The sequence below is a fragment of the Pseudarthrobacter humi genome, assembly GCF_024294965.1.
Classification (GTDB): domain Bacteria; phylum Actinomycetota; class Actinomycetes; order Actinomycetales; family Micrococcaceae; genus Arthrobacter; species Arthrobacter humi.
The window spans coordinates 210344-233778 of sequence record NZ_JANCLV010000006.1 but is presented as its reverse complement, the minus strand read 5'-3'; the positions used below and the strand labels follow the sequence as shown (position 1 = coordinate 233778).

Below are 23435 nucleotides of genomic sequence, written 5' to 3'. Positions count from 1 at the left end.
TTGTGCACACCCTCTTCCTTGCGCACTTCGGCGACGATTTCGCTCCAACATGGAGGGCAGGCCTCAGGAACCGGACGGCCCCGGATAGGCACCGCACTACGGGGCGGTCCTTCTGCTGGAAATCGACGAACATCATGGTGGCGGTCCCTCCTCTCCTAACGTCTCATGGAGAACCGAACAGCGACCTACACGGCCACTCTAGGAAGTGAGCACGGACCAACCACGGCCGCAGCGGAGGCGACCGCAACGTCCGACCTTTTCCCCAGCCAAGACGTGCTCGACTCGTTGGAGGCAGGGAACTGATGCATCGCCTGTGTTCTCCACGAGTGGGATGATTCAGAGCCCACAATCGGCAACGACTTTCGCCCCAGCTATGCGGCCACCCTCCGCGTCCGGGCTGGCGCCCGCGACGACGTCATCGAAGACATCCTCCTACGTCCGACCACGCCTAAGCCACAACCGCCATCCTCGGATATATGCGTCAACAGCCCATCTGGAGTTTACGAATAGGCCGTTTGTTTCTACGGATTTCCGGCGTTTCCTTGACATACGTTGCCGGCGTCACGGTCAAGCTTCGGCCATGACCGGGACAAGCAGCGACCAACCGCGCCGGAGCGCTACATAGAAGCCGGAACCCGGATAGCCGTGATATGACACTCTGAGCTCCGAAGTAGCCGGTTGGGGGTTTCGCATGCGGCCGAGAGCTGGGCGTTTACGAGACGCGAGTCTTATAGAGGACCCTGTAGGCGCTACAGGGTCCTTACGGCGCAAGGACGAACATCGGCTCTCTGGCAAGCCATCCGGGCCTCGCGAAGGCAATTACGTTGAAGCCCTGGCGGTTGACGAGATCAGCGAGCTCGTCAACCCGCCAAGCCTCCATCAGCACTATCGCTCCGGATGTGTCTGCCGCCACGAAGTCCTTAAGTGAGCGCTCGGTCACTGCGTCGAATAGGAAATCTCTTTTCAATGGCAACGTGCAATTCAAGTGGTTTCTTACCCCTACCAAGTCGGCTTCCACCAGGGAGGTGTACTGAGCCCCCATTTTGTTGAGCACGAGATCATGGACACGGTGACTGTCGATGCTTATCAGTGATTCGTGGGCATCGAACGCCCTGTCCCTGGCGTCGAGGCAGAGGTACCGGAAAAGCGTCTCGCCAATGCCGTTTGATTCGTAGTCTGCCCGAACCATAAGCCGCATCCCGTACGCGATCCTTTCGCCTTCCTCTCGGAGGTAGGAGACCACATACTGACAAGCTATGACATTCCCGTCATCATCTACGAGCAATCCGATCTTGCCGTAGTCCAAGACTCGGGCGCTCTCATAAGGGCTTACTTCCCCGGCGATTTCTGGTGGGTATCTCGACGCTACCAGGGCATCGATAGCTGTCACATCTTCGATATTCGCCCAACGAAACTGAACGCCGGCTTCACGAAATCTTTGCAGGCAGAGTTCTCGGTGAGTCGAGAATTCCTGGGCGTTTGCTGTGATTAGAGTTCTGGGCTTCGGCCTTATCTTCCCCATGTCGGTAGCCATCACATGTGGTGTCCGGGCTGAATCCAGTGGCTTACGAGAACAGACCGCTTCCCGCTCATCAACTGGTTGGCAACATGCAATGTCTGGCTATCAAAGACGATGACAGTGCCTGCCTTTCCGGTACAAGTCTTGGGGACAAACTCATACTTCGCCTGCAGTCGCGCCACTTCATGGGGCCAGAAGCAACCGATATATGCTACGTCTGGACCTGCGGCGTAGCCTCGATCGTCTTTGCGATAGTTTGCAAACATCTCCAACTCCCGGCGGTACCGCCACGGTCCTTTGTGTGACCCAAGCAATATTCCCAGAGGAGCGTTTTCCTCTTCGACGTCGGAAAGATAAAGAAATACTTTGACTCGCTTCTTATAAGCGTCAAAATGGTAGAAGTTCTCGAAACTTGCCACGGGGCCTGTGTTCTCTTTTGTACGTGCAAAGGCTCGGTGCATGACAGCATTTGGCGAGATGTAGGCCTGAATGAGACTGCGTAAGGCTGCATCGTCAAAGAATTCCCGGAATTCCTCGCGTTCGTGTGCGTCCCCCAAGAAGCGGTCCGTCAACGGATCGTTCGGATTGTTGTGTTGCATCTCGGGGGTAGGTTCATAATCCAGACCATGGGTGGCGGCCAACATTTTAGCCGTCACATCCCCGGGAATGTAGCTTGGCAATACCGCAACTCCGGTCCGTATCAGATCGTCGTATGCATCCCCGAGAGTTGTCCTGGAACGGTTCGGATTCGTGGCCAATGCATGACTGATTTTCGTCCTCAGGAACTGAGCAGCCTTCATCTGGAATCTCCTGCGTAATAAAGTGAGTAGGGGTGAGGCCTACAGACGTTCAACGTATATGCCCCCACAATATCTGTGGACAAGCCGCTGTAAGCACATGACTCGAGTTATGACGTTAGATTTACGTCAAGAACGTCACGGCCAGTTGCCGCTCGGATTTGCCTTGACAATTCCGTGGTGTTGTGGCGCGATCACCTCTGTCCTTTGAACTTCATCGGAATCTCTTAGGTGCCTATGTCCTGTCATTAGGTCGCGGGGCTGTACCGGGCCCCGTAAGTAGGGTACTTCCAGATTAGTGAGCCTGCTCGTTTGATTATCTGGTCATCGATTTGTCAACCAATCGGCTCCACATTTTCGGTTAGATGGGCTGCGCTTGTAGTGCCGGGGATGGTCAGGATGTTTCAGCGTTGACGAACGACCCAAGCAATTGCAGAGCCAGCTCTTCGAAAGCCGCCAGAAAGAACAGATTTTTTGGGGAGGTTCGCGGATGAAAAACGACGCATGGCGGCGCATGTCAAGGTCGTCAAGAGTTGATCTCTGGCGCACTTGACCGGCGAGGAATCCGCGGCCAGGGGGCTGAATGCGACGAATGTCGCGCCGAGTTCGACGCACGCGTCCAGAACCCCGGTCTCGGGGTTGCGGTCCAAATAGAGAACTCGGACTGAACGCCGCTATCGGGTGAACGGTGTGGGCTCTCCGAAGCGTGGTCGCGGAGACTTCGGTTAGGCCTATTGCCCGGATTTTCCCATCATGTAGAGGGTCTGCCAAGGTCCAGGCGCTCTCTTCGATGGGGACAGTCCTGTCCAATACTATGGAGATAGTAGAGGTCTATGTAGTCTGTTTTCAGTCTCCTGAGTGCTTCATTGCACGCAGATTTAAGGGCGTCGGGCCTTCTATTGGTTTCTCGGCGCCCACGTACGGTTCTGAGACCGCATTTGCTGGCCAGGAAGAAATCGCTGCGTCGGGGGCCGAGGCTCTCGCCCAGGAGTGCTCTTGGCGCGAGACAGGAGCGCCTTATCCACTCCGCAGCAGAACTGTTCCGAATGCTCAAAGCCCATGGCCCCGGGCTCATCAGCAACGAGGAACTCTTGGACTGGGTCTACAACCTTCTCCACCCCTATCCGGAGCTGTTCAACCAAAACCCCCACGCCCTGCACCTGTACGCGATGGCTTGCGAGGAATTCGGCTGGGCTGATAAGGCCATCGCGGCCTATGCCGAATCCGCTGCGCACGTCTCCCTCATCGAGGATCCCGCCCGTGAAGCCGCGGCCTACACCGCACTGGCCCGCCAGTACTACGACTGCGGCGACATCGACAGCGCCTCGCGTGCCGCCTCGCAAGCCATGTTCCTCAACCTGCACGTCGGGGACACCCCAAACTGGCCGTCCACCGGCTCTATGACTTCTGCCTTCGTACGGCCAAAACCCAATCGGGCAGCCTCACCACGCCGCGTATGGACAGGATCACCACCGCCATCAGCCACTACGCCCGGACAGCCAGGACCCTTTACACCTCTCCTCCGGTCCGGACACGACGACATCGCGCAGGCCGATCCCGATGCCGTCGCCGGTCGCCTTGACCGCCGCCTCTTTTCGCACCCAGTAGCGGAGCACGTCGACGGGGGTCGCGGCGCGCTCCCCATCACCCAGTAGCTGGCCGGCGAGGTCACGTAGGTCGTCCCCTGCATCGGGTTCTACGTCGAGCCCTATGGGGCCAGAGCGGGTGATCGCGACGCCGACCACATCACTAGCGTGGGCAATCGACAGATGCAGGCCGCTGCCGGGCACGCGCGGCCTCCCGTGGTCGGCGCTGCAGTGTTCGCAGCGGCGGTCGAGCTCGACACACCGCGGATTAATTCCGAGCTCGGCGGCGATGGCACGCTTGGCCAGCACCGTCGAAGTGGTGAACCGGCCCCGGTCACCCGTCTTACGCAACCGCGACAGGCGCCGTAGTTCCGCGTCCGTCAACAGGGCGAGCTCCGACTCATCGGGGGGGCAAGGTGAGCGCCCAGTGCACGATGGTCTTGGTGAACCACCCTTCCCAACCTCTCCGCGCATCATCTAAGCTTTCCACGGGTCCAGCCCGAGGACCAGCTAGGGGGTGCGCGGTCGTGATCCCGGTGCGCAGCGCAATAAGGCCCATGGACGACGAACTGGCCCGCCCGCCGCGCGACGTCGGCTCGGCGGATCTGCAGCCTATCCGTCTCCGGGAGCTCGCCGACCGCGACCCCGCCGCCTTCCGCAGGCTCTGTTTCCGGCTGTCGCGATGGCCTATCGTCACTGCCGAGGACGAGCTCGCCCTTTCCGAGTACATCCGGTCGGGCCCGATGTCGGTCATCGACCCCGGCCAAGGGGTTAGCGGCGAGCTGCTCGACGAGTTCCAGCGGCGGCTCGGGCTGCAACGCTCCCACGGTCTTACGGTGAACAGCGCGACCAACGGGCTGCACGCCGCCTACCGCGCGGTAGGCGTGGGCCCGGGCGTGCGAGTTGCCGCCATCGGCTACACTTTCCACGCCACCGTAACGCCTGCGCTCGACCTCGGCGCGCATCCGATCCTAATGGACGTCGATCCGGTTACGGGGAACCTTCGCTACGAGGAGGTTCTGCGCACGCTCGACGCCCATTCCGATGTGCAGGCGATTGCGCTCAACCACAACTGGGGTGTGCCCTGCGCCGACATCGGACGCATCGCCGAGCTCTCGCGGTCGCGCGGGATCCCACTCATCGAGGACTGCTCGCACGCGCACGGAGCGTCCGTCGACGGGACTCCCGTTGGCGGATTCGGCACCGTCTCAGTGTTCAGCATGCAGGGCAAGAAACTCGTGCCAGGGGGGGAAGGCGGGCTCTGCTTCACCGACGACGCGGCGCTGCACGCTGCCATGCTACTGGTCGGCCATTACGGATTCGGGCGTGCCGGCACGCCCGAAGACGAGTCGCTGCAGCAAACCGGGCTCGGGGGCCTGCAGAACCGGATGCACCCCCTAGCCGCCGTGCTGGCGCGCAGCCAGCTGTGCCGCCTCGATCGCGTGCTGCGCAACCGCGCAGAGAACGCGGCGCGGCTGCGCGAGGCGCTGCGCGAGGTGCCGTATCTCTCCTTCTCGGAACCCCCGGCCGCCCACCGCTCGAGCCACTACGCGTTCCGCGCCCGATTCGAGCCGGAGGGCGCCGACGGCGCGGCCCTCGTCGACGTCATAGCGACCCTGCGTCGCGCTGGGGCGCCGGTCGAGCTCGATCGCGGCGGACCGCTCAGCCGCAAGACGATCTACCGGGAGCAGATCGATAGCCCGGTCTCGCGGCTCGACCCTGCGCGGCCACTCTACACCGATCACGATCTGCCGAACGCCACCGAGTTCTGCCGCCGGTCAATTATCCTCCCGGTGTTCTCGCGCGACCCCGCCGTGGTCGGAGACACGATCGACGTGATCGCGGAACGCATCCATGTCAGTCGAAAGACTATGCCATGACCAGAGACCGGACGGCCGCGCCTGCGCTCACCGATGCCGAGGTCGCCGAGTTCAAGCAGCAGGGCATCCTGGTGCTGCGTGGCGTGCTCGACGAGGACGAGGTCGCGCGCCTCGTCGGAGAGTGCGACCGTCTGATCGCCGACCCGGCAACGCCGAGCCGTCAGCAGCAGGCGGACGGCACTTGGGACAGCATCCGCAACACGATCGCCGGATCCCACGAGGCTCGACGGCTCATCGCGCACCCCAACGTGCTGCCGGCAATCGTGCGCCTGATGGGCACCAATCTGCGCATCATCACGTCGCACCTGATCTACCGGAACGCCGACGAGGCCCCCGCCCCCGGCCAGGAGCGCATCCCGTCGTGGCACCGCGACATCGCGCACGTCAGCACGGATCTCGGTTTCGCTCACACCCCGATGCTGCAGATCAAGGCCGCGTTCTGCCTCGCCGATTTGGCCGGTAAGGATTCCGGAGGCACCGTGTTCCTGCCCGGCAGTAATCTTTTCACGATGCGCCCCTCGATCGCGCCGGGTGAGGACCCACAAGGCGCTGTTGAGCCGGAGCTTCGGGCGGGCGACTGCCTGCTGTTCGAGAACCGCACCATGCACGCCGGCGGCTGGAACCTATCGGGACGGGTGCGCAAATCGCTGATGATCGCCTACGGATACCGCTGGCTCGCCCCGGCGGACTACCGGCGGCAGTCCGAGGAAGCGCGTGCCCAGATGTCTGAGGTCGAGCGCTTCCTCGTGGGCGAGTCGCGGGCCCCATCGGAGGAGTTCATCCTAGGCGGTTCGGGGAGCCCGCTCGACGCCTACCTAAGCTAGTCTCCTGACGCATGTACCCGACAGTTTGCGAGAGAAAGAGCTTCAGATGAGCGTATCCGGACCATGGGTCGTCCTCGCGGCGAGTGTTGTCATCTCTGTGCTGGTGTTCATCGTCGTCCGCCGCTTCCGCGGCACCAAGAACCAGATGCTGGTGGCGGACCGGTCGGTCGGTGTACTGACTGGCGGGCTGTCGGTGGCTGCTGCCTGGGTGTGGGCGCCGGCCTTGTTTGTGTCCTCGCAGAAGGCCTACGAAAGCGGCGTGGCGGGGCTGTTCTGGTTTGCCCTGCCCAACGCGCTCGCGCTCGTACTCTTCGCGTTCATCGCCCACCGCGCTCGCACGATGCTGCCCCAAGGCTACACGCTGCCGGAACTCACCCGGCACAGGCTCGGCATCACCGCACGCCGGGTATACATGAGCGTCGAGTTCGTCGTGCAGACCTACGCGGTGATCGTCCAGTTCACTGCCTGCCTGCTGCTGCTTCAGCTACTCACCGGTATCGACCGTGTGCCGCTGCTGATCGTGGTCGCGGCATTGTTCACGGTCATCGCGACGACAAGGGGCATCCGGTCTAGCATCACTGTCGACATCGCCAAGGCTGGCATGATCGCCGTGCTCGCGATCCTCATCGTGCCACTGCTCGCGAGTTCGCGCGACGCCCTCGGAGAAGGCCTCGGCGGGCTCGCCGGCACGGTGAACCCACTCGACCCCGCACTTATATGGACCTTCGGCATCCCAATCTCGATCTCACTGCTCTCGGGCATTACCGTCGATCAGCAGCAGTGGCAGCGGGCTTTCTCGATGCGGCAGGCTACGGTGAGGCGGACCTTCCTCTGGGGAGCCCTGCTGTTCGCGGCCGTGCCGATCGTGCTCGGAATCCCAGGGTTCGTCGCTGCGGGAGGCCTCGCATCCGGTGACATCACCAACCACCAGCTCTCTGGATTCCATGCGGTCGCAGCCTACCTTCCTGGGTTCGGCGTCGCGGTCTTTGCCTTCGCAGTGGTATTCGCGCTCGCGGCTGCGGGCGCCTCCGCACTGTCGGCAGTCGGCTCAGTCGGCGGCGTGGACCTCTACAAGGGTTGGGTCCACCCTGATGCCTCCGACGCGCAGGTAGCGCGTGCGAGCCGGATCACCATGATAGCGATCGTGCTGATCGGTCTCGGCGTCGCGCTCATCCCGAACGTGCAGGTCTTGTACCTGCTGCTGCTAGTTGGCTCGATCCGCGCCGCCTTCATGGTGCCCACCTTGCTCATGCTGTTTTGGCCGCGGCTCACTAACGCCGGCGCTCTCGCCGGGATTACGAGCGGGATGGTTGTCGGTCTGCCGGTGTTCACTCTCGGCAGCATGCTGCGGCTCACCACGCTGCAGACCTTCGGAGTGCTGCTGCCGGTCGTGGTCAGTGCCGTAGTCAGCTTAGTGGTGTCGCTAGTCCCGCGGCGCGTCGACTCCGTCCGCGTCACCGGCCAGCCAGCCGCCGATGACGTGGAGGTGCCGTGACACGGTTTCCGCTCACGTCGCGCCAAGGGCGCATGTGGATCGCGCAACAGCTCCGCGGCCAGGAAGCCGTCTACCAGATCACCGTGGCATTCACACTACGCGGCCCGCTGGACGCGGACGCGCTGGAGCGCTCGGTGCATGACCTTGCCCAGCGCCATCCGGCGCTGCGCTCGCGGGTCGACACGGCCCATGGCCTGCCCGAACAGGTAGTGATCGATGCCTGGTCAGCGTATTCGGTCCGCGACCTTTCGGCATTGACCGGCGCGGACCAGCTGCAGGCGGAGCGTCGCGAGGTAGACGCGGCATCCTCCACAGGTATCAATCTGGCAGTCGAACCCGCGCTGCGGGTGCGGCTGCTGCGCCTCGGCGATTCACGGCACCTTCTAATTGTCTGCGTGCACCACATGATGTGCGACATGATCTCGATGGACATAATCGGGCGCGACCTGACTGAGCTCTACAACGCGCGGGTCGAGGCTCGGGCGGCGCAGCTGCCGGAGCTGGAACTGACGTACGGCGAGTACGCGGTCGCTGAGAACGCGCTCGCCGAGGGACGCAGCGCTGCCGTCGACCATTGGGTCTCCATCCTCGACGGCGCGCCCACCCGGCTTGCGCTGCCTTGGGACGCCTCCGGCTCGGCGACGAGCCGCGGCTCTAGTGCCGTCGAGGGCCTCACCTGTGCGCGGAGGACCCTGACGGGATTGCGTGAGAGCGCGGGCCGGTACCGCGCCACGCTGTTCGTGGTACTGCTGGCCACATTCCATTGCTACCTGCAGCGAATCACCGGCCACGACGTAACGAACGTGGGCACCTTCGTGGCGGTGCGACACCGGCGCGAACTGGAGAACATGGTGGGCCTGCTCTTCGACGAGGTCCCTGTGGTCGCACGGCTCTCCCCCGGGACGAGGTTCTCTCAGGTGGTCGGGTCGGTGCGCGCGCAGCTCGTCGACGCGCTTCGGTACACCGGCGACGGGGTCGCGGACGCTTCGAGGCGTATGGAGGACCTCGCGACACCGACCGCGCCGCCGTTCAACGTCACCATGCAGATGTACAAGCGTTCGCCCGGTCGGCTCGCCTTCGATGGGCTTGAGGCGGAACAACACCGGGTCTTCGTGGGCGCGAAGTACGACCTCATGCTATACGCGGCAGTGTCGGATACCGGGCTCGACCTATGGTTCAACTATGACGCCGCCCTATTCGAGCGCGAGACCGTACGGCGCCTGCTGCAGGGGATGAACCACCTGCTGGGTCAGATCGCCGCCGTTGGCGACCCTCTCGTGGAGGACCTCGAGGTAGTCCCCCCGGCCGAGCGCGCGCGCCTGCTTCAGGCTGCGCGCGGTCCGATGACCGAGTACCCGTCCGACGTCGGGATCGACGCGCTGTTCCGCGCGACCGCGGCAGATTATCCAACTCGTACCGCCGTCCTTTGGCCATCAGGGGCGGGGAAAACGGCCAGCATGACTTACGCCGAGCTGGATGCCCAGGTGCAGAATGTCGCGGGACAGCTAGCAGGGTCGCGCGTCGCCCCCGGTGGCGTGGTCGGCGTGCTCGCCGAGCGCGACGGTCGGCTCGCCTCGGCCTATCTCGGAGTGCTGCGCACCGGAGCAGCAGTGCTGCTGCTCGACTCCGACACGCCGCCAGCGTACGTGCGTGCAGCCCTGACCGAAGCTGGCGCGACCATGGTGCTGGCAGACAGTGCGGCGCGCGGACGGCACGCCCTGGCAGGGTTCCCTGTCGTCGAACTCGAGGAGGCGCTGGAGGCGGGTGCGGACGGCACGTTCCGGGCGGTGGACCCAGGGCGGGATGCACCCGCGTTCCTAGTACGCACCTCAGGTACCACTGGCCCCTCCAAGGCGGTCGTGCTCGGCCACCGGGGCGTGGTGAACCAGGTGTACCACCGTCGTGCGATCTTCGACGTGACCCCGCAGAACGTGATCGCGCTGAGCCTCTCGGTCGCGTTCTCCGCCCTGCCGATGCAGCTGCTCGTGCCGCTGCTGTCCGGTGCGACCCTCGCCATCTGCGATGCTCCGACCGCCAGCAGCCCGAAGACCCTGTTCGAGTTCGCCGACGACGCCGGGGTGACGATGCTCGAGGTGACCCCGTCGCTGCTGGCGGGCCTGCCGGCCCACGTGACCGCACCTCGCGCGCTCGGCACTATCATCACTGCCGGCGAGAAGCTGTCGCGGCGTCTTGCCAACGACGTCATCGGGCGCTTCCCCGGCGTGCGCCTCGCGACCACGTGGGGGCAGTCGGAGGCGGCTGGCATCATGTGCTGCGGCTTCGTCTCGATTGGTGCCGAGATGCAGGAGGTCTCCGAGGGCTTTCCGTCGGCCAACAATCGACTGTATCTGCTCGACGAAAGGATGCGGCCGGTGCCGTTCGGTGTGGACGGCCACGCCTACTTCGCGGGGCCAAGCGCGGCGCTCGGGCAGGTTGGCACCGCGGCGGTGAGCACGGCGTTCAGCGACGACCCTTGGGTGCCTGGGGAGCGCATGGTGCAGACTGGCGACCGCGCGATCCGCAGGCCGAACGGCAGCGTGGTCGTGCGTGGGCGCCTCGACTCGGTGGTCAAGGTGCGCGGGAATCGGGTGGATCTCGGTGACGTGACTGCCGCGCTACGTGCCCACCCGCGCGTGCGTGACGCGCTCGCCGTCGTCCAGCCTGTTGGCGATGAGGTTGAGCTGTGGGCGCATGTGTACGCGGATCCCGACCTGCGCCCCGCGGACCTCCACGACGCCCTCCGCGGCCGCCTCCCCGAATTCATGCGCCCGCGGCTGCAGTTCGAGCCTGGCCCCTTTCCGCGTACATCAAGCGGCAAACTCGACGTACGGCGACTGCCGCCGATCGCACCCCTGTTTCTCCACCAGGAACAGACCCAGCCGCTCACGCCTTGGGAGCAGCGGATCGCGGAGCAGTGGGAGCGCACGCTCGGCGTGCCCGTCGACGGTGCCAGCGACTTCTTTCAGCTCGGCGGACACTCACTGAAGGCCATGGCGCTTTGCGCCGCCGTTGCCGACGTGCTCGGCGTGCCGGTCTCGGTGAAGCTCGTGTTCGAGCGTCCGGTGCTTCGAGACTTCGCCGCGGCCGTTGCCCACATCAACAGTCGGGGGACGGGTGCCGAAATCTGAGCGTGCGGCCATCCCACTCACCCCGGCGCAGGGCCGCATCTGGGCCGACCAGCTGTTGAGGCCCGGCAGCGCGTTCTACAACATCAACCGCGTCGTCGAGGTCGAAGGTGCCCTGGACCTTCCGCGGTTGGAGAACGCGCTCACACTGGTCTGTGCCGCGCACGACTCGCTCCGCTTCCGGTTTGGCGAGACCGGCGGGGTGCCCCACCAGTGCCCAGTCCCGGTGACGGGCACCGACGTGCTGCGGGTGCACGATGTCTCAGCAACCGACGAGCCCGGGCGCGAGGCGCGGCGCCTGCTACGCCAGGAGCAGCTCCGGCCGATGGACCTCGTAACGGAGGGGCCGCTGCGGGTGCTCGCAGTGCAGACCGCGATTAACCGGCACGTGCTGCTGTTCCAGACACACCACATTGTCTCGGACTGGTGGGGAGGCGGCGTCTTCTTCCGCGCTCTCTCGCGCGCTTACACCGACGGCGCGCTTCCGCGGGATCCGGAGGCGCAATTCCGCGGTTACATCGAGCGGCAGCTAGCCAACGACGGCCAGCGCATCCACGCCGATACGGCCGCCCTCGCGGCCTACCTCGCCCCGCGTGTCGAGCGGCTGGAGCTGCCCTATCGCGTCGACCCGGCTGCGGCGCGACGCACGAGCGGCTCGGTGCATCTCGGCGTGGGCGCTGAAGACAGAGCGAGGCTGATGCAGCAGGCGGCCGCCGGGGCAGCGAGCGAGTACATGTTCCTCCTCGCCGCACTGTCCTGTGTGCTGCAGCGCTGGACCGGATCGGAGGAGTTTACGCTCGGCGTGTACGTCGCCGACCGCAGCACCCCGGCGACCGCGGACATGATCGGCCTGCTGTTCGAGGGGCTTCCCGTGCGCGTCGCCGTCGACTCGACCACAACTTTCGCAGAGGTACTCGGCCAGGTGCGTGACGGCGTGCTCACGCTGCTCACGCATCCCACGGCCGACCCGGAGGAGCTCGCACGGGAGCTCGGCGGTGCCGCCGGTGGCATGGCGACCCTGTTCGATGTGACCTTCCAGATGTACCCGGCGCGCACCAGCGCGCCCCGGCTCGGCACGCTGCGTACGCGCGGAAGCCGCCTCGTGCAGGAGACGCTTCACGACCTCATGGCCTACGCGCACGATGGGCCGGACGGGCTCGAGCTTCGCCTACAGTACGACGCATCGCTTTTCCGCGAAGACGCCGTCGCCGCAGTGCTCGCTGCCTGGCGGTCGGTGCTGGTCGCGGCAGCGTTCGACCCCGCGATGCCGGTCGCCGACCTCGACCTCGGCACGGGCAGCCATGCGGCTGGCTCGAGAGTCGAGGGCGCCCGTATCGAAGCCGCGACAAGCCTGCTGACCGAGCTGGCGCGCGCCCTAGAAGGCGACCCTGGACGCGCCGTGCTGCTCGACGCGGATGATGCTGCCGAGCCCTGGACCGCGAGCCGGCTGGCCTCCGCCGTCGATGGCGCTGGGCAAGCCCTGGCGGCCCGGGTGCCGCCGGGAGGTATGGTCGCGCTCCTCGCGCCGGTCGGGCCGATGATGATCGTCGCCTGGCTCGCGCTTCTGCGCTCCGGCGTCATGACGCTGGTGCTTGATCCGAACGAGCCGGCGAATCGGTTCCGCTATATGCTGCGCGACAGCGGGGCGCAGTTGCTTGTCTGCGATGCTGACAGCCCGGCTTTCGCGTTCGTACCCGAGGACCTGCCGCGCCTGCACCTTGAGGAGCTGGCCGAGCACCCGGACGGCTCCTCATGGGCGGGGGAAGTTGCGCTACCGGACGCGGACGACGATGCGCCTGCCGCCCTCGTCTACACGTCCGGCTCGATGGGCCGGCCGAAGGGCGTAGTCCTGAGCCGGTCGGGACTGTACAACCAGGCGAGGCACCGCATCGACCTGCTGGGGCTTGCGTCCGGCGTCAGCTCGGGCGTCACGCTGTCGGCGCACTTCGTTACGTTCCCTCTCGAGGTTCTCTCAGCCCTCCTGTCGGGTGCAACGCTCACCTTGTTTCCGCGTCATCTGCTGCAAAGCCCCGCCGAGCTGCTGCGCTCGTCCGGCGGCAAGCATCTCGAGGTTGCTGAGCTCTCCGTGGCGGGCCTCGACGCCGTATTATATGCCACCGAACAGACGGGAGAGACGCCGGATCTTCCGCGCCTGCGCACGGTACTCGTCGCGGGTGAGAAGCTGCGCCCTCGGCTCGCGCGCCGGTTTTCGCGATGCTTTCCCGGCATCCGCCTCGTCAACGCCTACGGTATGACTGAGACCTCGGGCATGGTCGCGAGCACGATGGTGACCGACCCGGCCGCCTTCACCGAGGGCGGGCCCACGCGCAACTGTGTGTTGGAGGTGGTCGACCGGCGCGGACACGTGGTCCCACGCGGCTGGGCGGGCGAGCTGCGCGTCTCGGGCCGGCAGGTCTCAACCGGCTACTGGCGCAAGCCGGGACTTACTGCCGAGCGATTTGGCATCGGGCCGGACGGCCGCTGGGTAATGACGGGCGACCTAGCGCGCATGACACCGGAGGGCGCCGTCGAGATCCTTGGCCGCATGGACGATCAGCTGTCGCTGCGGGGATTCCGTATCGAGCCGACCGAGATTTGCCGAATTATTGAGGCGCACCCCGCGGTAATGCGCGCGGAGGTGGTGCTCTGGCCGGTTACCGAGGGCGACGGCTATCTGGTGGCATACCTGCTCGCCAGCCCGGACGTGCCGCAGTCGGAGCTGCGCGAGCACTGCCTCGCCCACCTGCCCCCGGCCATGGTGCCGCGGCAGTTCGTGTGTGTAGAGGAGTACCCGCGCGGGCGAACCGGCAAGCTCGACCGCCACCTGTTGCCAGCCCCTCCAGAGCTCACGGCGCCCGCGCGGGCCCCATCCTCGCCGCTCGAACTGGCACTCGCTACGATCTGGCGCGATGTGCTGGGCGTCCAGGAGTTGTCACTCGACAGCGACTTCTTCGAGATCGGCGGTCAGTCGCTCGCGGCCGTGCGCGTCGTGGCTCGCATCGATGCCATACTCGGGGTGCAGCTCAACGCGAACGCGGTGTTCGAGCATCCCACTCTGGAGTCGCTCGCCCAACGGGTGTCGGCCGGCTCTGCCTGAAGTGGGTTTCAGACCTCCAAGCTCTTTCCCGGGCGGCTGGCCAGAAGCGGTATAAGCAGCTCCACCAGGGCCGGGTTAAGCCCAATCGTGCGCTTGCCAGTACCAGTCTTGGTGGCTCCGATGTAGAACTGGGACTGGCCATCCCGTTTCCAGGCCTTGTTTATTCGCGCCGTTGGCGGCTTGGAGAGCAGATCGACGTCAGCGACCGTCAGGGCCGTGGCTTCCCCGAACCTGGTTCCAGTCATTACAAGAAAATTCGTGAAAGCCTTGTACCGCTCCCCCATGCCCCCATGATCAGGCTGAACTCAGCATGGGTGAGGAACATGGCTTCATCCTCAGCCTTTTCGATGGGCGGCAGCTGCACGACGACAAGGGTTGCGGGGGATGTAACCAAGCATCTCGGCGGTATTCATGGCCGCCGAGATCAATCCGTGCACGTTGTAGGTCGTCTTCGGTGAACGGCCCTTGTCATTACGGCGACAAGCGGCTATCGAACGCTTGCAAGCCAGACGCGAGCCGCTCGTAGAAGTACTTCGAGACAACGTCGTGGAGCTGGACGCCGTTGCCCAACAAGAAGCAGCGGTCGCTGCCGGCCGCGACCGGCGTGAGCGAATTGCGTTCCTCCAGGGCCGGGTCAGTCAGGAACTCGAAAGGGGCGTCGACGTCGCCTCAAACCTCGCCGAACTGCGAAACGCTGAGCGTCGGTACCACGGACAGCTCGCGCGGTTGGAGGACATCAGTGAGCGCGACGATCCCGGCGCCGCTCTCCGCGCTGCGATTGACTCAATATCTGAAGTGATGACCGACTATGCGCGTTACCTACAGCTAGAGGGTTCAGAACATTACGTCCGCCTCGACCCTGTCGAGTTGACCGTAGCCGTTCAGCGCCCTGGGGGCCGCGTTCCGCTTGGACGTATGGGAAGCACAGAAAACTGGGTCGGGTACCACATGGTGACGCACCTGGCACTCCACCATTGGTTTACGACCAACCATCGACCGGTTCCCCGATTTGTCATATTCGATCAGCCGACGCAGGCGTTCTTCCCTGAAGAGGTCGTCGATGCCGCGGACGATGAGAACGCCGACTGGGAAGCTGTGCGGAGACAGTTCACCCTCATGCGAGACGTGGTTTCGACGCTCACGGGCGAACTCCAAGTGATCGTGTGCGATCACGCGAACCTTGCAGACGACTGGTTCCAAAGCGCGGTCATCGGGAACTGGCGAAACGGCGTCGCCTTCATCCCCAGCGACTGGCTGTTGCTGCTGCAGTGATGTGGGGCCTGACACTGTGCCTTCTGCCGGACCTGAAGCGGCGCAAGGATCAGAGCATCCTGGTGGCCGCCGTGACCATATCTACTGCACTGACACTCAACGTGGACAGGATCTACATCGCGGGGGACCAGCTTCTGGGGCATCGCAATGCCAGAATCCAGACCACGATGACGGCCATCGCTGTGACGACGACGGCCCCGGCCGCGCCCCCGGCTGACCCGGGCGCCAAAGAGACGACGTTCCATTCCCTGCCCGAGTCCGCTGGAGCCTTTTCGAATCCGAAGAGCCGCATGAACAGCACATAGGGATCTGTCCCCATGGAGTCGAGCAGCGCTGACGACGCTGAATCGCTGACGGCGGTCAGCTGGCGAACCAGGAAAACAGCGCCGGCCACCATGGGGACGGCTGCGGCGCCGCCTACCAGTGCCCGCACGAGGCGGCGAGGCTGCTGGCTGATCAGAGCAGACAACAACTGCAGGATCATGACAATGACGAGCGGGGTCATCATGACGATGACCCACCAGTTCGTCAGCCCTTCGACAGCGAGCCATTGCGAATCATCAACATCTGAGACGCTGAAGGCGCCCGTGATGAAAGACCAGATCCATGAAGCGACGTTCTGGAGGATGTTCGCGAAGAAGGCTGTAATGGAACCTTGGACACCGTCGTTGGCTTGGGATACGAGACCGCATCCGGGCGGCCACCATCCGTTCAGATCACACTCGACCGGCATGGCTGAGAGTGCCTAGAATCCGAGCGGGAACGCGGTCTGGGACCACAGGATGTAGCCATTGATGCCGCCCAGAATCGCAGCCACCGGGCCAGTCCACAGCAAGATCACCCCGCCGCCGGAGGCGAGCCGCGACGACTGGCTGAGCTTGCCGGCCAGAAGCATCGCCGCGCCGATGATCGCCACAATCGCAATCACGATGAAGGCACCGACCAGGATGCCGCCACCGATCTGCTTCAGCGATTCAAGGAAAGGAAAGTTTGCGTTGGGGGTGATTCCAGGGTCTACTGCTGCCAGAAACATCGGGGGCTCCATCTGTTGTCTTGCACGGGGAATGAGACGTTGGGCTCACGACTTCATGGACTTTGCGGGGCGGGGCGACATGACCTGTGGTAGTGATGGGGTACGTCCCGGAGGGACCCATGCAGCAGCTACGTCTCTCTGCCGTATGGGTCGAGGACGACCGCCGGCGCGCGATACCCATCAGTCAGGCCCACCCAATCGTCCAGGCGCGTTACGATATCCCGGCGCAAGCTTGCCAACCGTGAACACGACTGCGGCATGCTTCCGGTCGTGGCGGGCAGAAGCCCATACCACCGCAGGCCCTTTGAGGACCGGGCCGGCGCCAAAAGGGAATCCACATAGGCGGAGGTATTCCGTGAGTCAATGCAGCTGAGCATTTGTGGGCCAATGGGGCTGGAACGATAGTGCAACTGTGAGCCGCGGATTGCCTGGGGCCCGCCCATCGGAAGGATCTCGGATGCGCCATCCACGTATCGCCCCATCTGCCCATCGCCTCACGGCCATGGCTCTCCTGCTGTTCGCGCTGCCGTCGCTGACAGGATGCGCCCTACTCGAAGTCACCCCGAACGGGGTAAGCGTCGCCGCCCAGGCCGCCGGCCGGCATTTGAAGTCCGTGCCTTTGGACGAGACAGTGCTAAAGAAGCTGTCCACAACGTACTCTATGGAGCGGCAGGCAACTCGAAAAGGCAGCACCGCTTGTTGAAACCCAACCGGTCTGGAAGGCCCAGTTATCCAAGATCAATGAGACGGTCGATGCCGTTGACGACACTGAGCCGGCCGGCATCGGTCTTGACGTGGCGTGTGATGCGCTCGATGGCAAGATCCGGACCGGAATGGACATCACCGTTTCTGTCATGAAGAGCGTCGGTTCCGGTACGCCGCAGCTCAAGGTCACGGCGCTGATTGAGTCGATGCAGGAGCTGTACGCGCAGTTGAAGAAGACCTTAGAAACCGGGGATGAACAGCAGAAGTCCGCTGTCGCGCTGATGTGTTCCACGTACTCTGTTCTGCCTGCGAAGTAGCCCCTGCCTGATGGCCAGGACGCTGGGGCCCGCCAATGGCACGCTCGGTTCAGCGCTGCTCCGCGTCAGCTCGGCCAGACCTGTTGGTAGGCCAAGGGCCATCCACGACGGTCATCCGGATGTGTCCGAAGATGCTTCGGACTGAAGCCGGGAGGTGTTCCCGGAGGTCCTTCGAATTGTGCGGGCCTGTGTCAGGTTCCCGGGTATGGATGAGGAACCGGTTTGGCAATCACTGCATGTAGGCCAGTGATGCCGGGCCGGTTCTTAGCGGCAATGCTCAGCGGGGTTCCTGACCGTTTCAAGAGCGAAAAGATCGCCCAAGCGGCCAAACGATTCGGCCCGGCATGATTGTGTCGTTTGTTCAGTGAATGCGGCGTTCAGGTTTGCCCGGCTGAAACCCGACAGGGTCCAGCCCAAGGGCGGGGCGATGGATGGCCGGGTGGTCGGCGAGACAACGACCACCCCTGATGGGATGGTTTTCCGGAACTGGCCCTGCACGGCGGTGCAGGCACTGCTTACTGGGGGACAAACGTTCTCCAACCCCGAGACGATCCGCTGGATCCAGGCAGCGCTGGTGACCTGGGTTTGCTTGACTCTGCTGTCCGTGAGCGCGATAAGAGGGTCGGCTGTTTTGTGTCCTGCGGTTTCAATGTCCCCACCCATGGAGTTCTGGGCGTACAGAAGAACGGGGAGAATAAACGGTTCCTCCTCCGTCCCCTTTGCGGCGGTGTTGGCCTTCATGATTCGCTCGGCGACTTCCGGTGCCAGGTCAGCGAGAGTCGAGAGCCCGGTGTTGTCGGCGTAGCCGCCATCTACGAGCTGAACCAGATCGGGCGAGTTGCAGGGGCCGTCGCCTTTGGGGAGCCGTCCGGCCGGGGTGACAAACGGGAACCGGGCCGAGAGCATCGCTGCCGTGGACCACCGCAGCTCCGCTGCGCATTTGCCGGATCCGGTGAGCTGTTGAAAACTGATGGCCGCAGCGGTTCCGTTTCCTGCCGCGTCGCAGGCGACGTCATGTCCGGAGGGCGGCGTGTCGTCCGTGGGAAGGGGAGTCTGCATCCCGACGATGATCCTGCACCCTGAAACGGAGTCGGTGGAGTTCAGGAGAAGGGTCCCGGTGAGTGCCACCGGCTGCGCTGAAACGTTCTCAGCGAGCTTGTCCGCGCGGCTTTCCCAGGCCATTTCGATGAGTGCGGCCCGATCGTGCCACGCGAGCGGTCCGTTTGAGAGCGAGGGGATGCGGATGCCGGTTACGGTTGCGATGCTGTCTCCCCCCAGATACCCTGCCATCGCGGTCGAGAGAGTCCTGGAATCGGACAGATCATTCAGGTCAGCGCTGATATCACCCTTTTTTGCGCCGTCGCCAACTGCCGCGCTGAGGACCAGGCCGACGGATCCGCCGCTGACGCCGCTTGAGAGCAAAACGGAATCCGAGACGCAGGGATCCTTTTGGGCGAGCGCTTCCATCGTCCGCCCTGTCCAGTACGCGGCCCGGATTCCGCCGCCTTCGGCAGCGACGAGCAGGACAGGCCTTACATATCCTTCGCTGGTTGGGCTCCCGGGTTCCTCTTCAACCGCGGGGGTGTTCGGTGCCGCCGCCGGGGGCATGTGGACGGGCACATCCGGTGGCGCCGGTTGCAGCGGTATAGTGCTGGGTGTTGTCTGCGGAAGCTGTTGCGGAAACGTCATGTGGCAGACCGGCGGTGGTTTACTAGTCCATGATTTCCACGCCGAGGCCACTATCTGGTCGTCCAAACCCGTGTTGAGGCCATCGGAGCTGTTCCCGCCGCCACCGGAGACTGTTTCGGCGGTGGTGCTTCGAATCGCGTGAAGGGCCCCGATGCCGCCGTTGAGGCCGGCAACAATGGGAACGGCAAACAGGAGGGTCAACACTGGAGTTGCTCGGAAATGGAAGACTTCGAAGGCCGCGGGCGGCCGTTCCTGTTGAAGGGAGAGCACGATTGCCCCGATGAGGAGTGACCAGGACCCGAGAGCGCAGATGGTCATCGCCGCGGCGCCGAGGAATCCGGCGAATTCGAAGGGCCAGAGGGCCGCGCCGATCAGGAACGCCAGACTGATAGCTATGACGATCAGTAGCATCGTTAAGTTGGTTCTCATGCGAACGCTAGGGTCGATCAGAAACGGGTTTAGCCATGTCTTCGAACCAGTGATAGCCGTGGGACGGTAAGGTTCCTCTGCTGGCGTTTCCACTGGGGTTATTCGCCTCGCCGCTGTGACCACGACCCTGGGGTTCGCATATGTGTGGCGGCAGACCCACCGCATTCCTATAACCGGCAGAGCGAGTATTCCCACAATACCTCCGGCGAAAAGCCACATGGCTCCGGTCGTGTCGGCGCCGGCAACCGAGTATCCGGCTGCTGTGATCGCCATTGGAGCGGTAAACGCGCGTACGAGGCTCAGGGACCCGACGGAAGATAGCAGAACCGCGATCACGTCTCCGGTCCTGACCGTAAATTCCGCCCTGCGAAGGTGCTCAAGCTTCTTATCCGGCGAACGAGTCGTTAGCTGTCTACGACGGTTCTCATACCAGGATTGAGCACGGTTCTTGACCCATTTGAACCAGGGCATCTTCACGAACCAGGGCACCCTTGTAAGGGCAAACACGACAAGGATCAGCGTCGCAGGCAGGGCATAGAGAAGCATGCCCCATTCCATGACCCCATAAGCGCGATAGGAAGCGACCAACCCCACGAGAACGACGACAAGGGAGGACATCCACCAGTGCGTCTTTGCGGCTCTAAATGGAGGCGTAGAACGGACGTACGTCATCCATTCCATCCGCGAGCGCCATCTGCCGATGAAGAAGAAGATGGTGGAGACGATGAGGAGGGAGATGGTTGCTGCGATGGCGTGCCGGATGCCTGTGTTTCCGCCGTCGAGCCATTGCCGGTGTACATCGGGTAGTTGGTCGAAGATGTTTCCCAGGGGCACCAGTGAGAGGGTCCCGAGGAGAAGAAGAACGATGAGTGCGAGCCGGTGGGTGTAGAGAGCGTGGCGTGCTCTTGATGCGTATGTCGCGATGGAGGAGCGGATAGGCTGGCTGCGGATGAAGACGAAGAGGACCCATGCCAGTGCTGACCATTTCAGTGCTGAAAGCGCCCATAGCCAGCCGGCCCAGGTTGGGTTGGGTATGACCTTGCTGCAGATCAGGATGATGTGGCCCAGGTCTTCGATGAGGTCTGCTGTGACCAGGGCGAGTACTGATCTGACTGCGAAGTTGGAGGCGCCGCGCGACCAGAATCGTGGTCGGCTCCAGAGCTCGTCAACTCCGGCGATCCTGAGCAGGAGGTAGCCGTAGCAAACAATGAATACGAGATCTACTGCGGTGGACATCCCGATCCATGTGAAGACTGGGATGGTTGGGACTTCCGCGGTTCCGGAGGCCAGTGCCCAGGTTTCCCAGGAGTCTGCCGCGCCTAGACCGGTTGGCCCGATGTAGGTGGATAGCGGGCGGCTCTGGGTTCCGCCGAGTGAGCTGGCGATGAGGCGGTCTATTTCGCCCATGATGATCAGGCATCCTGCGCCTAGAACTGCTGCAAGAGTCGCCCGGGCATGCCTGATCATGTCATTGCCCAGAATTCGTAAAATTTGGCTCTGGACGACCACATGGGGACGACCTTTCAGAAGTAATTCTTGCGCTCCCTTAATCAGGTCAATGTACTCCGAATAATAGTGCACTAGAAGTAACCGCGGTGTGATTTTGCGCGGCACATATTACCCTCTGTTTGCCTCTATTGATTCGTCCGTGAGGCGGCCTGAAGGAATTGATTCCTTTTGAGAGTTGCCGGGCGATAGCTCGAGGCGGCGCGATAGTCCCAAGGGGGTGCGTCCAGATAAGTCATAGTGTGGTCTCAGCCAGTCGTTTTGTATAGCTGGCCCGGGCGAGCCTCTAATTCTGTCGCTCAAAGCAATCAGACGTCACGTCAGCAGATCAAAATACGCCGTATCCGAGTTCCACGCTATTGGATGCAATAGCGTACCCACCGAAGGATTGAGCGCGCTATACATCATGCTGTCGCCCGCGTATATACCAACGTGCCCCCAGTTGTTCGGCCCCTGCGCATTCTGGACAACCAGGTCTCCGGGCTGCGGATTCTCGGTTCGCGTCCCAACCCTCCACTGTTCCACTCGCGGCAGGTTGATTCCCGCCTGCCGATAGATCCATTGGACGTAGCCGGAGCAGTCCCACGCTTTGAAGGCCGTCCCGCCCCAGACATAGGACCCACCGACACCGGCTTGGGTAAAACGCAGGATATCCTTTCGGATCTGGCTGAGACCTGCCGACGGTGTTGCTGACGCTGAGCCGGTCGGCGTATCGATGCAAGGCGCAGGTGTCGTCCCGCCGTCGAGCGCAGCAACGATGGCCGTCGCTTCCGGCTCCCAGCGCGCATAGAGTTCCGGAAACGCCGACACTTGGACAGCCTGGGCAGCTTGGCCTTTCGTCATGGACTGCCAGCCGCCGATATCCAGCAGCCCTCGTGGACTGCCATGGTTGGGACCGCCCGGTCCCCCATAGAAAGCTCGCACGTTATATGTAGAATCCATCAGCTGCTCAACGGTGCCCCACCCGGCCGCCGGGCGCTGCTGTGCACTGCCAAGGGAATCGTGGTCGCTGCCAGCACCGTCATTCGGGTAGCTCAACGAGGCAGGTACGTTCGCATTGGCTAGGACCCTAAGACTGGACTCCTGGAGAGCCATCATGATCGCGATGATCTGGCCGTCCCGAGGTACGCCCAACTGCCTTCCGATTGAAACATAATCCTTCGCCACGGCCAGTTGCCTGGTACTCAGATTCACGGGAGCCTGGCTGCCACTGCGAACGATCCTAGCGGCGGCACTGGCGGCTGGCTGGTCACTCAACCTCACTGATGAGCAGACTGACGCTGCCCGTGCTGCTGAATTGGCGCCTAGCACCGCCACGGCAGCGCAAAACGCAAAAGCAGCCATCAGGATCAGCGTCATGACCACGGCCCCCGCCGCCCGCAGAATTGTGCGGCGCTTAGCCAGCCCGGCTATCAGCGCGACGGCTGGCATCAGTAGACAATCCTGTTCGGAGCGGCGTAGAAACCGACCATGACGCAATGATCCGTCGGAGCGGTAACTGCCGGCGGACAATTCATCATGACGCTAACCGGAGTCGTGTAGGTGTTGCGGCCAGAAATCGACTGATCCAAGACGCGAAGGGAGACGGTACACACATGCAGCCCAGCCCAGGGCGCCGGGCGCTCCCGCACTTTGGCTAGCTCGCCGTCGCATCTCAGGTCCTGGACCGCGGCGGAACGGTGTGCTTGCTGCCCGGCCAACATTCCGTAGCTTCCGGCGTGGACGCCTGTTGCTTCGAACTCCTGCACCAACACTGCCAGCGGATTGGACCCGTCCGGCAGCACGTCCCACCAACTTCGGAGACGTGAGTAGACCTCAGAGTACGTCGCCGTGCGCGTGTCCCAGGTGTAAATCGCCATCGCCGCCGCGGAGGCGATCTTACGGAAGTCCGTTGTGCGCGGCGCGCCGTCCGTGTCCGGACGGTCAACGGCAGGAGGAGCCGCCGTCGGCGTTTCTGATTGCGGCCCGGTGAATGCATTGGCCGAACTCTGGGGAGCAGCCTGTGGCGACGGCGGTGCATCCGGTTGCGCTGCGGGCCCTTGGGCAGACCGCGTGAGAGTGAGCAGCGCCGTCGCCAAAGTCAAAAGGGCGATCACCACAAGCCACCATCGGCGCTGACTGCCGGTGTCAGGCAGCGGGTTTCTCTGTGCTAACCACATTC

At 63.6% G+C, this 23435-nt stretch carries 17 protein-coding genes; 7 read left to right on the top strand and 10 right to left on the bottom strand.

What is annotated here, in order from left to right:
- Nucleotides 1-760 precede the first annotated feature (760 nt).
- The 4 genes from NFC73_RS11345 to NFC73_RS21040 all read right to left on the bottom strand — a co-directional run bounded on the left by NFC73_RS11345 (nucleotide 761) and on the right by NFC73_RS21040 (nucleotide 4376).
- Complete coding sequence (locus NFC73_RS11345) at nucleotides 761-1534, bottom strand: GNAT family N-acetyltransferase (protein WP_254750219.1); 774 nt, start codon at nucleotides 1532-1534, stop codon at nucleotides 761-763.
- Nucleotides 1534-2319 (bottom strand): phytanoyl-CoA dioxygenase family protein, encoded by a 786-nt coding sequence (locus NFC73_RS11340; RefSeq protein ID WP_254750217.1) that lies wholly within the window; start codon nucleotides 2317-2319, stop codon nucleotides 1534-1536. Before NFC73_RS11340 ends, NFC73_RS11345 begins: the two co-directional genes overlap by 1 nt.
- A gap of 748 nt (nucleotides 2320-3067) precedes the next feature.
- Nucleotides 3068-3391 (bottom strand): aldo/keto reductase, encoded by a 324-nt coding sequence (locus NFC73_RS21045; protein ID WP_372494642.1) that lies wholly within the window; start codon nucleotides 3389-3391, stop codon nucleotides 3068-3070.
- A 403-nt stretch (nucleotides 3392-3794) separates the two neighbouring features.
- Entirely contained in the window at nucleotides 3795-4376 is a 582-nt protein-coding gene (locus NFC73_RS21040; RefSeq protein WP_372494641.1) for a 4'-phosphopantetheinyl transferase family protein, read from the bottom strand.
- Nucleotides 4377-4459: 83 nt separating this feature from the next.
- On the opposite strand from NFC73_RS21040, the gene NFC73_RS11330 reads away from it, so the two are divergent.
- The 5 genes from NFC73_RS11330 to NFC73_RS11310 are packed head-to-tail and all read left to right on the top strand — an operon-like array spanning nucleotide 4460 to nucleotide 14323.
- Nucleotides 4460-5782, top strand: coding sequence for a DegT/DnrJ/EryC1/StrS family aminotransferase (locus NFC73_RS11330; protein WP_254750213.1), 1323 nt, complete (start codon nucleotides 4460-4462; stop codon nucleotides 5780-5782).
- Complete coding sequence (locus NFC73_RS11325; RefSeq protein WP_254750211.1) at nucleotides 5779-6606, top strand: phytanoyl-CoA dioxygenase family protein; 828 nt, start codon at nucleotides 5779-5781, stop codon at nucleotides 6604-6606. Before NFC73_RS11330 ends, NFC73_RS11325 begins: the two co-directional genes overlap by 4 nt.
- 46 nt (nucleotides 6607-6652) lie before the next feature.
- The gene (locus tag NFC73_RS11320) at nucleotides 6653-8101 is read left to right on the top strand and encodes a sodium:solute symporter family protein (RefSeq protein ID WP_254750209.1); all 1449 of its coding nucleotides are present in this window, start codon (nucleotides 6653-6655) and stop codon (nucleotides 8099-8101) included.
- A complete protein-coding gene (locus tag NFC73_RS20880; RefSeq protein ID WP_254750207.1) occupies nucleotides 8098-11229 on the top strand; it encodes a non-ribosomal peptide synthetase in 3132 nt (1043 codons plus the stop codon). Before NFC73_RS11320 ends, NFC73_RS20880 begins: the two co-directional genes overlap by 4 nt.
- Nucleotides 11216-14323, top strand: coding sequence for a condensation domain-containing protein (locus tag NFC73_RS11310; RefSeq protein ID WP_254750205.1), 3108 nt, complete (start codon nucleotides 11216-11218; stop codon nucleotides 14321-14323). Before NFC73_RS20880 ends, NFC73_RS11310 begins: the two co-directional genes overlap by 14 nt.
- An 8-nt stretch (nucleotides 14324-14331) precedes the next feature.
- Here NFC73_RS11310 and NFC73_RS11305 read toward each other — a convergent pair whose 3' ends face one another.
- On the bottom strand, nucleotides 14332-14568 hold the full coding sequence (locus NFC73_RS11305) for a site-specific integrase (RefSeq protein WP_254750203.1): 237 nt from the start codon (nucleotides 14566-14568) through the stop codon (nucleotides 14332-14334).
- A 301-nt stretch (nucleotides 14569-14869) separates the two neighbouring features.
- On the opposite strand from NFC73_RS11305, the gene NFC73_RS11300 reads away from it, so the two are divergent.
- On the top strand, nucleotides 14870-15595 hold the full coding sequence (locus tag NFC73_RS11300; protein WP_254750201.1) for a DUF3732 domain-containing protein: 726 nt from the start codon (nucleotides 14870-14872) through the stop codon (nucleotides 15593-15595).
- A 112-nt stretch (nucleotides 15596-15707) separates the two neighbouring features.
- Here NFC73_RS11300 and NFC73_RS11295 read toward each other — a convergent pair whose 3' ends face one another.
- Nucleotides 15708-16328, bottom strand: a complete 621-nt coding sequence (locus tag NFC73_RS11295; protein ID WP_254750199.1) for a hypothetical protein — start codon at nucleotides 16326-16328, stop codon at nucleotides 15708-15710.
- 12 nt (nucleotides 16329-16340) lie between these two features.
- A complete protein-coding gene (locus NFC73_RS11290; protein WP_157372120.1) occupies nucleotides 16341-16628 on the bottom strand; it encodes a hypothetical protein in 288 nt (95 codons plus the stop codon).
- Between the two features lie 794 nt (nucleotides 16629-17422).
- On the opposite strand from NFC73_RS11290, the gene NFC73_RS11285 reads away from it, so the two are divergent.
- Complete coding sequence (locus NFC73_RS11285) at nucleotides 17423-17650, top strand: hypothetical protein (RefSeq protein ID WP_254750197.1); 228 nt, start codon at nucleotides 17423-17425, stop codon at nucleotides 17648-17650.
- 264 nt (nucleotides 17651-17914) lie between these two features.
- Here NFC73_RS11285 and NFC73_RS11280 read toward each other — a convergent pair whose 3' ends face one another.
- The 3 genes from NFC73_RS11280 to NFC73_RS11270 form a co-directional block, all read right to left on the bottom strand.
- Complete coding sequence (locus NFC73_RS11280; RefSeq protein ID WP_254750195.1) at nucleotides 17915-21175, bottom strand: patatin-like phospholipase family protein; 3261 nt, start codon at nucleotides 21173-21175, stop codon at nucleotides 17915-17917.
- Between the two features lie 414 nt (nucleotides 21176-21589).
- Nucleotides 21590-22705, bottom strand: a complete 1116-nt coding sequence (locus NFC73_RS11275; protein ID WP_254750193.1) for a C40 family peptidase — start codon at nucleotides 22703-22705, stop codon at nucleotides 21590-21592.
- Nucleotides 22705-23433, bottom strand: a complete 729-nt coding sequence (locus NFC73_RS11270; RefSeq protein ID WP_254750191.1) for a hypothetical protein — start codon at nucleotides 23431-23433, stop codon at nucleotides 22705-22707. The genes NFC73_RS11275 and NFC73_RS11270 overlap by 1 nt, the downstream gene beginning before the upstream one ends.
- Nucleotides 23434-23435: the final 2 nt, after the last annotated feature.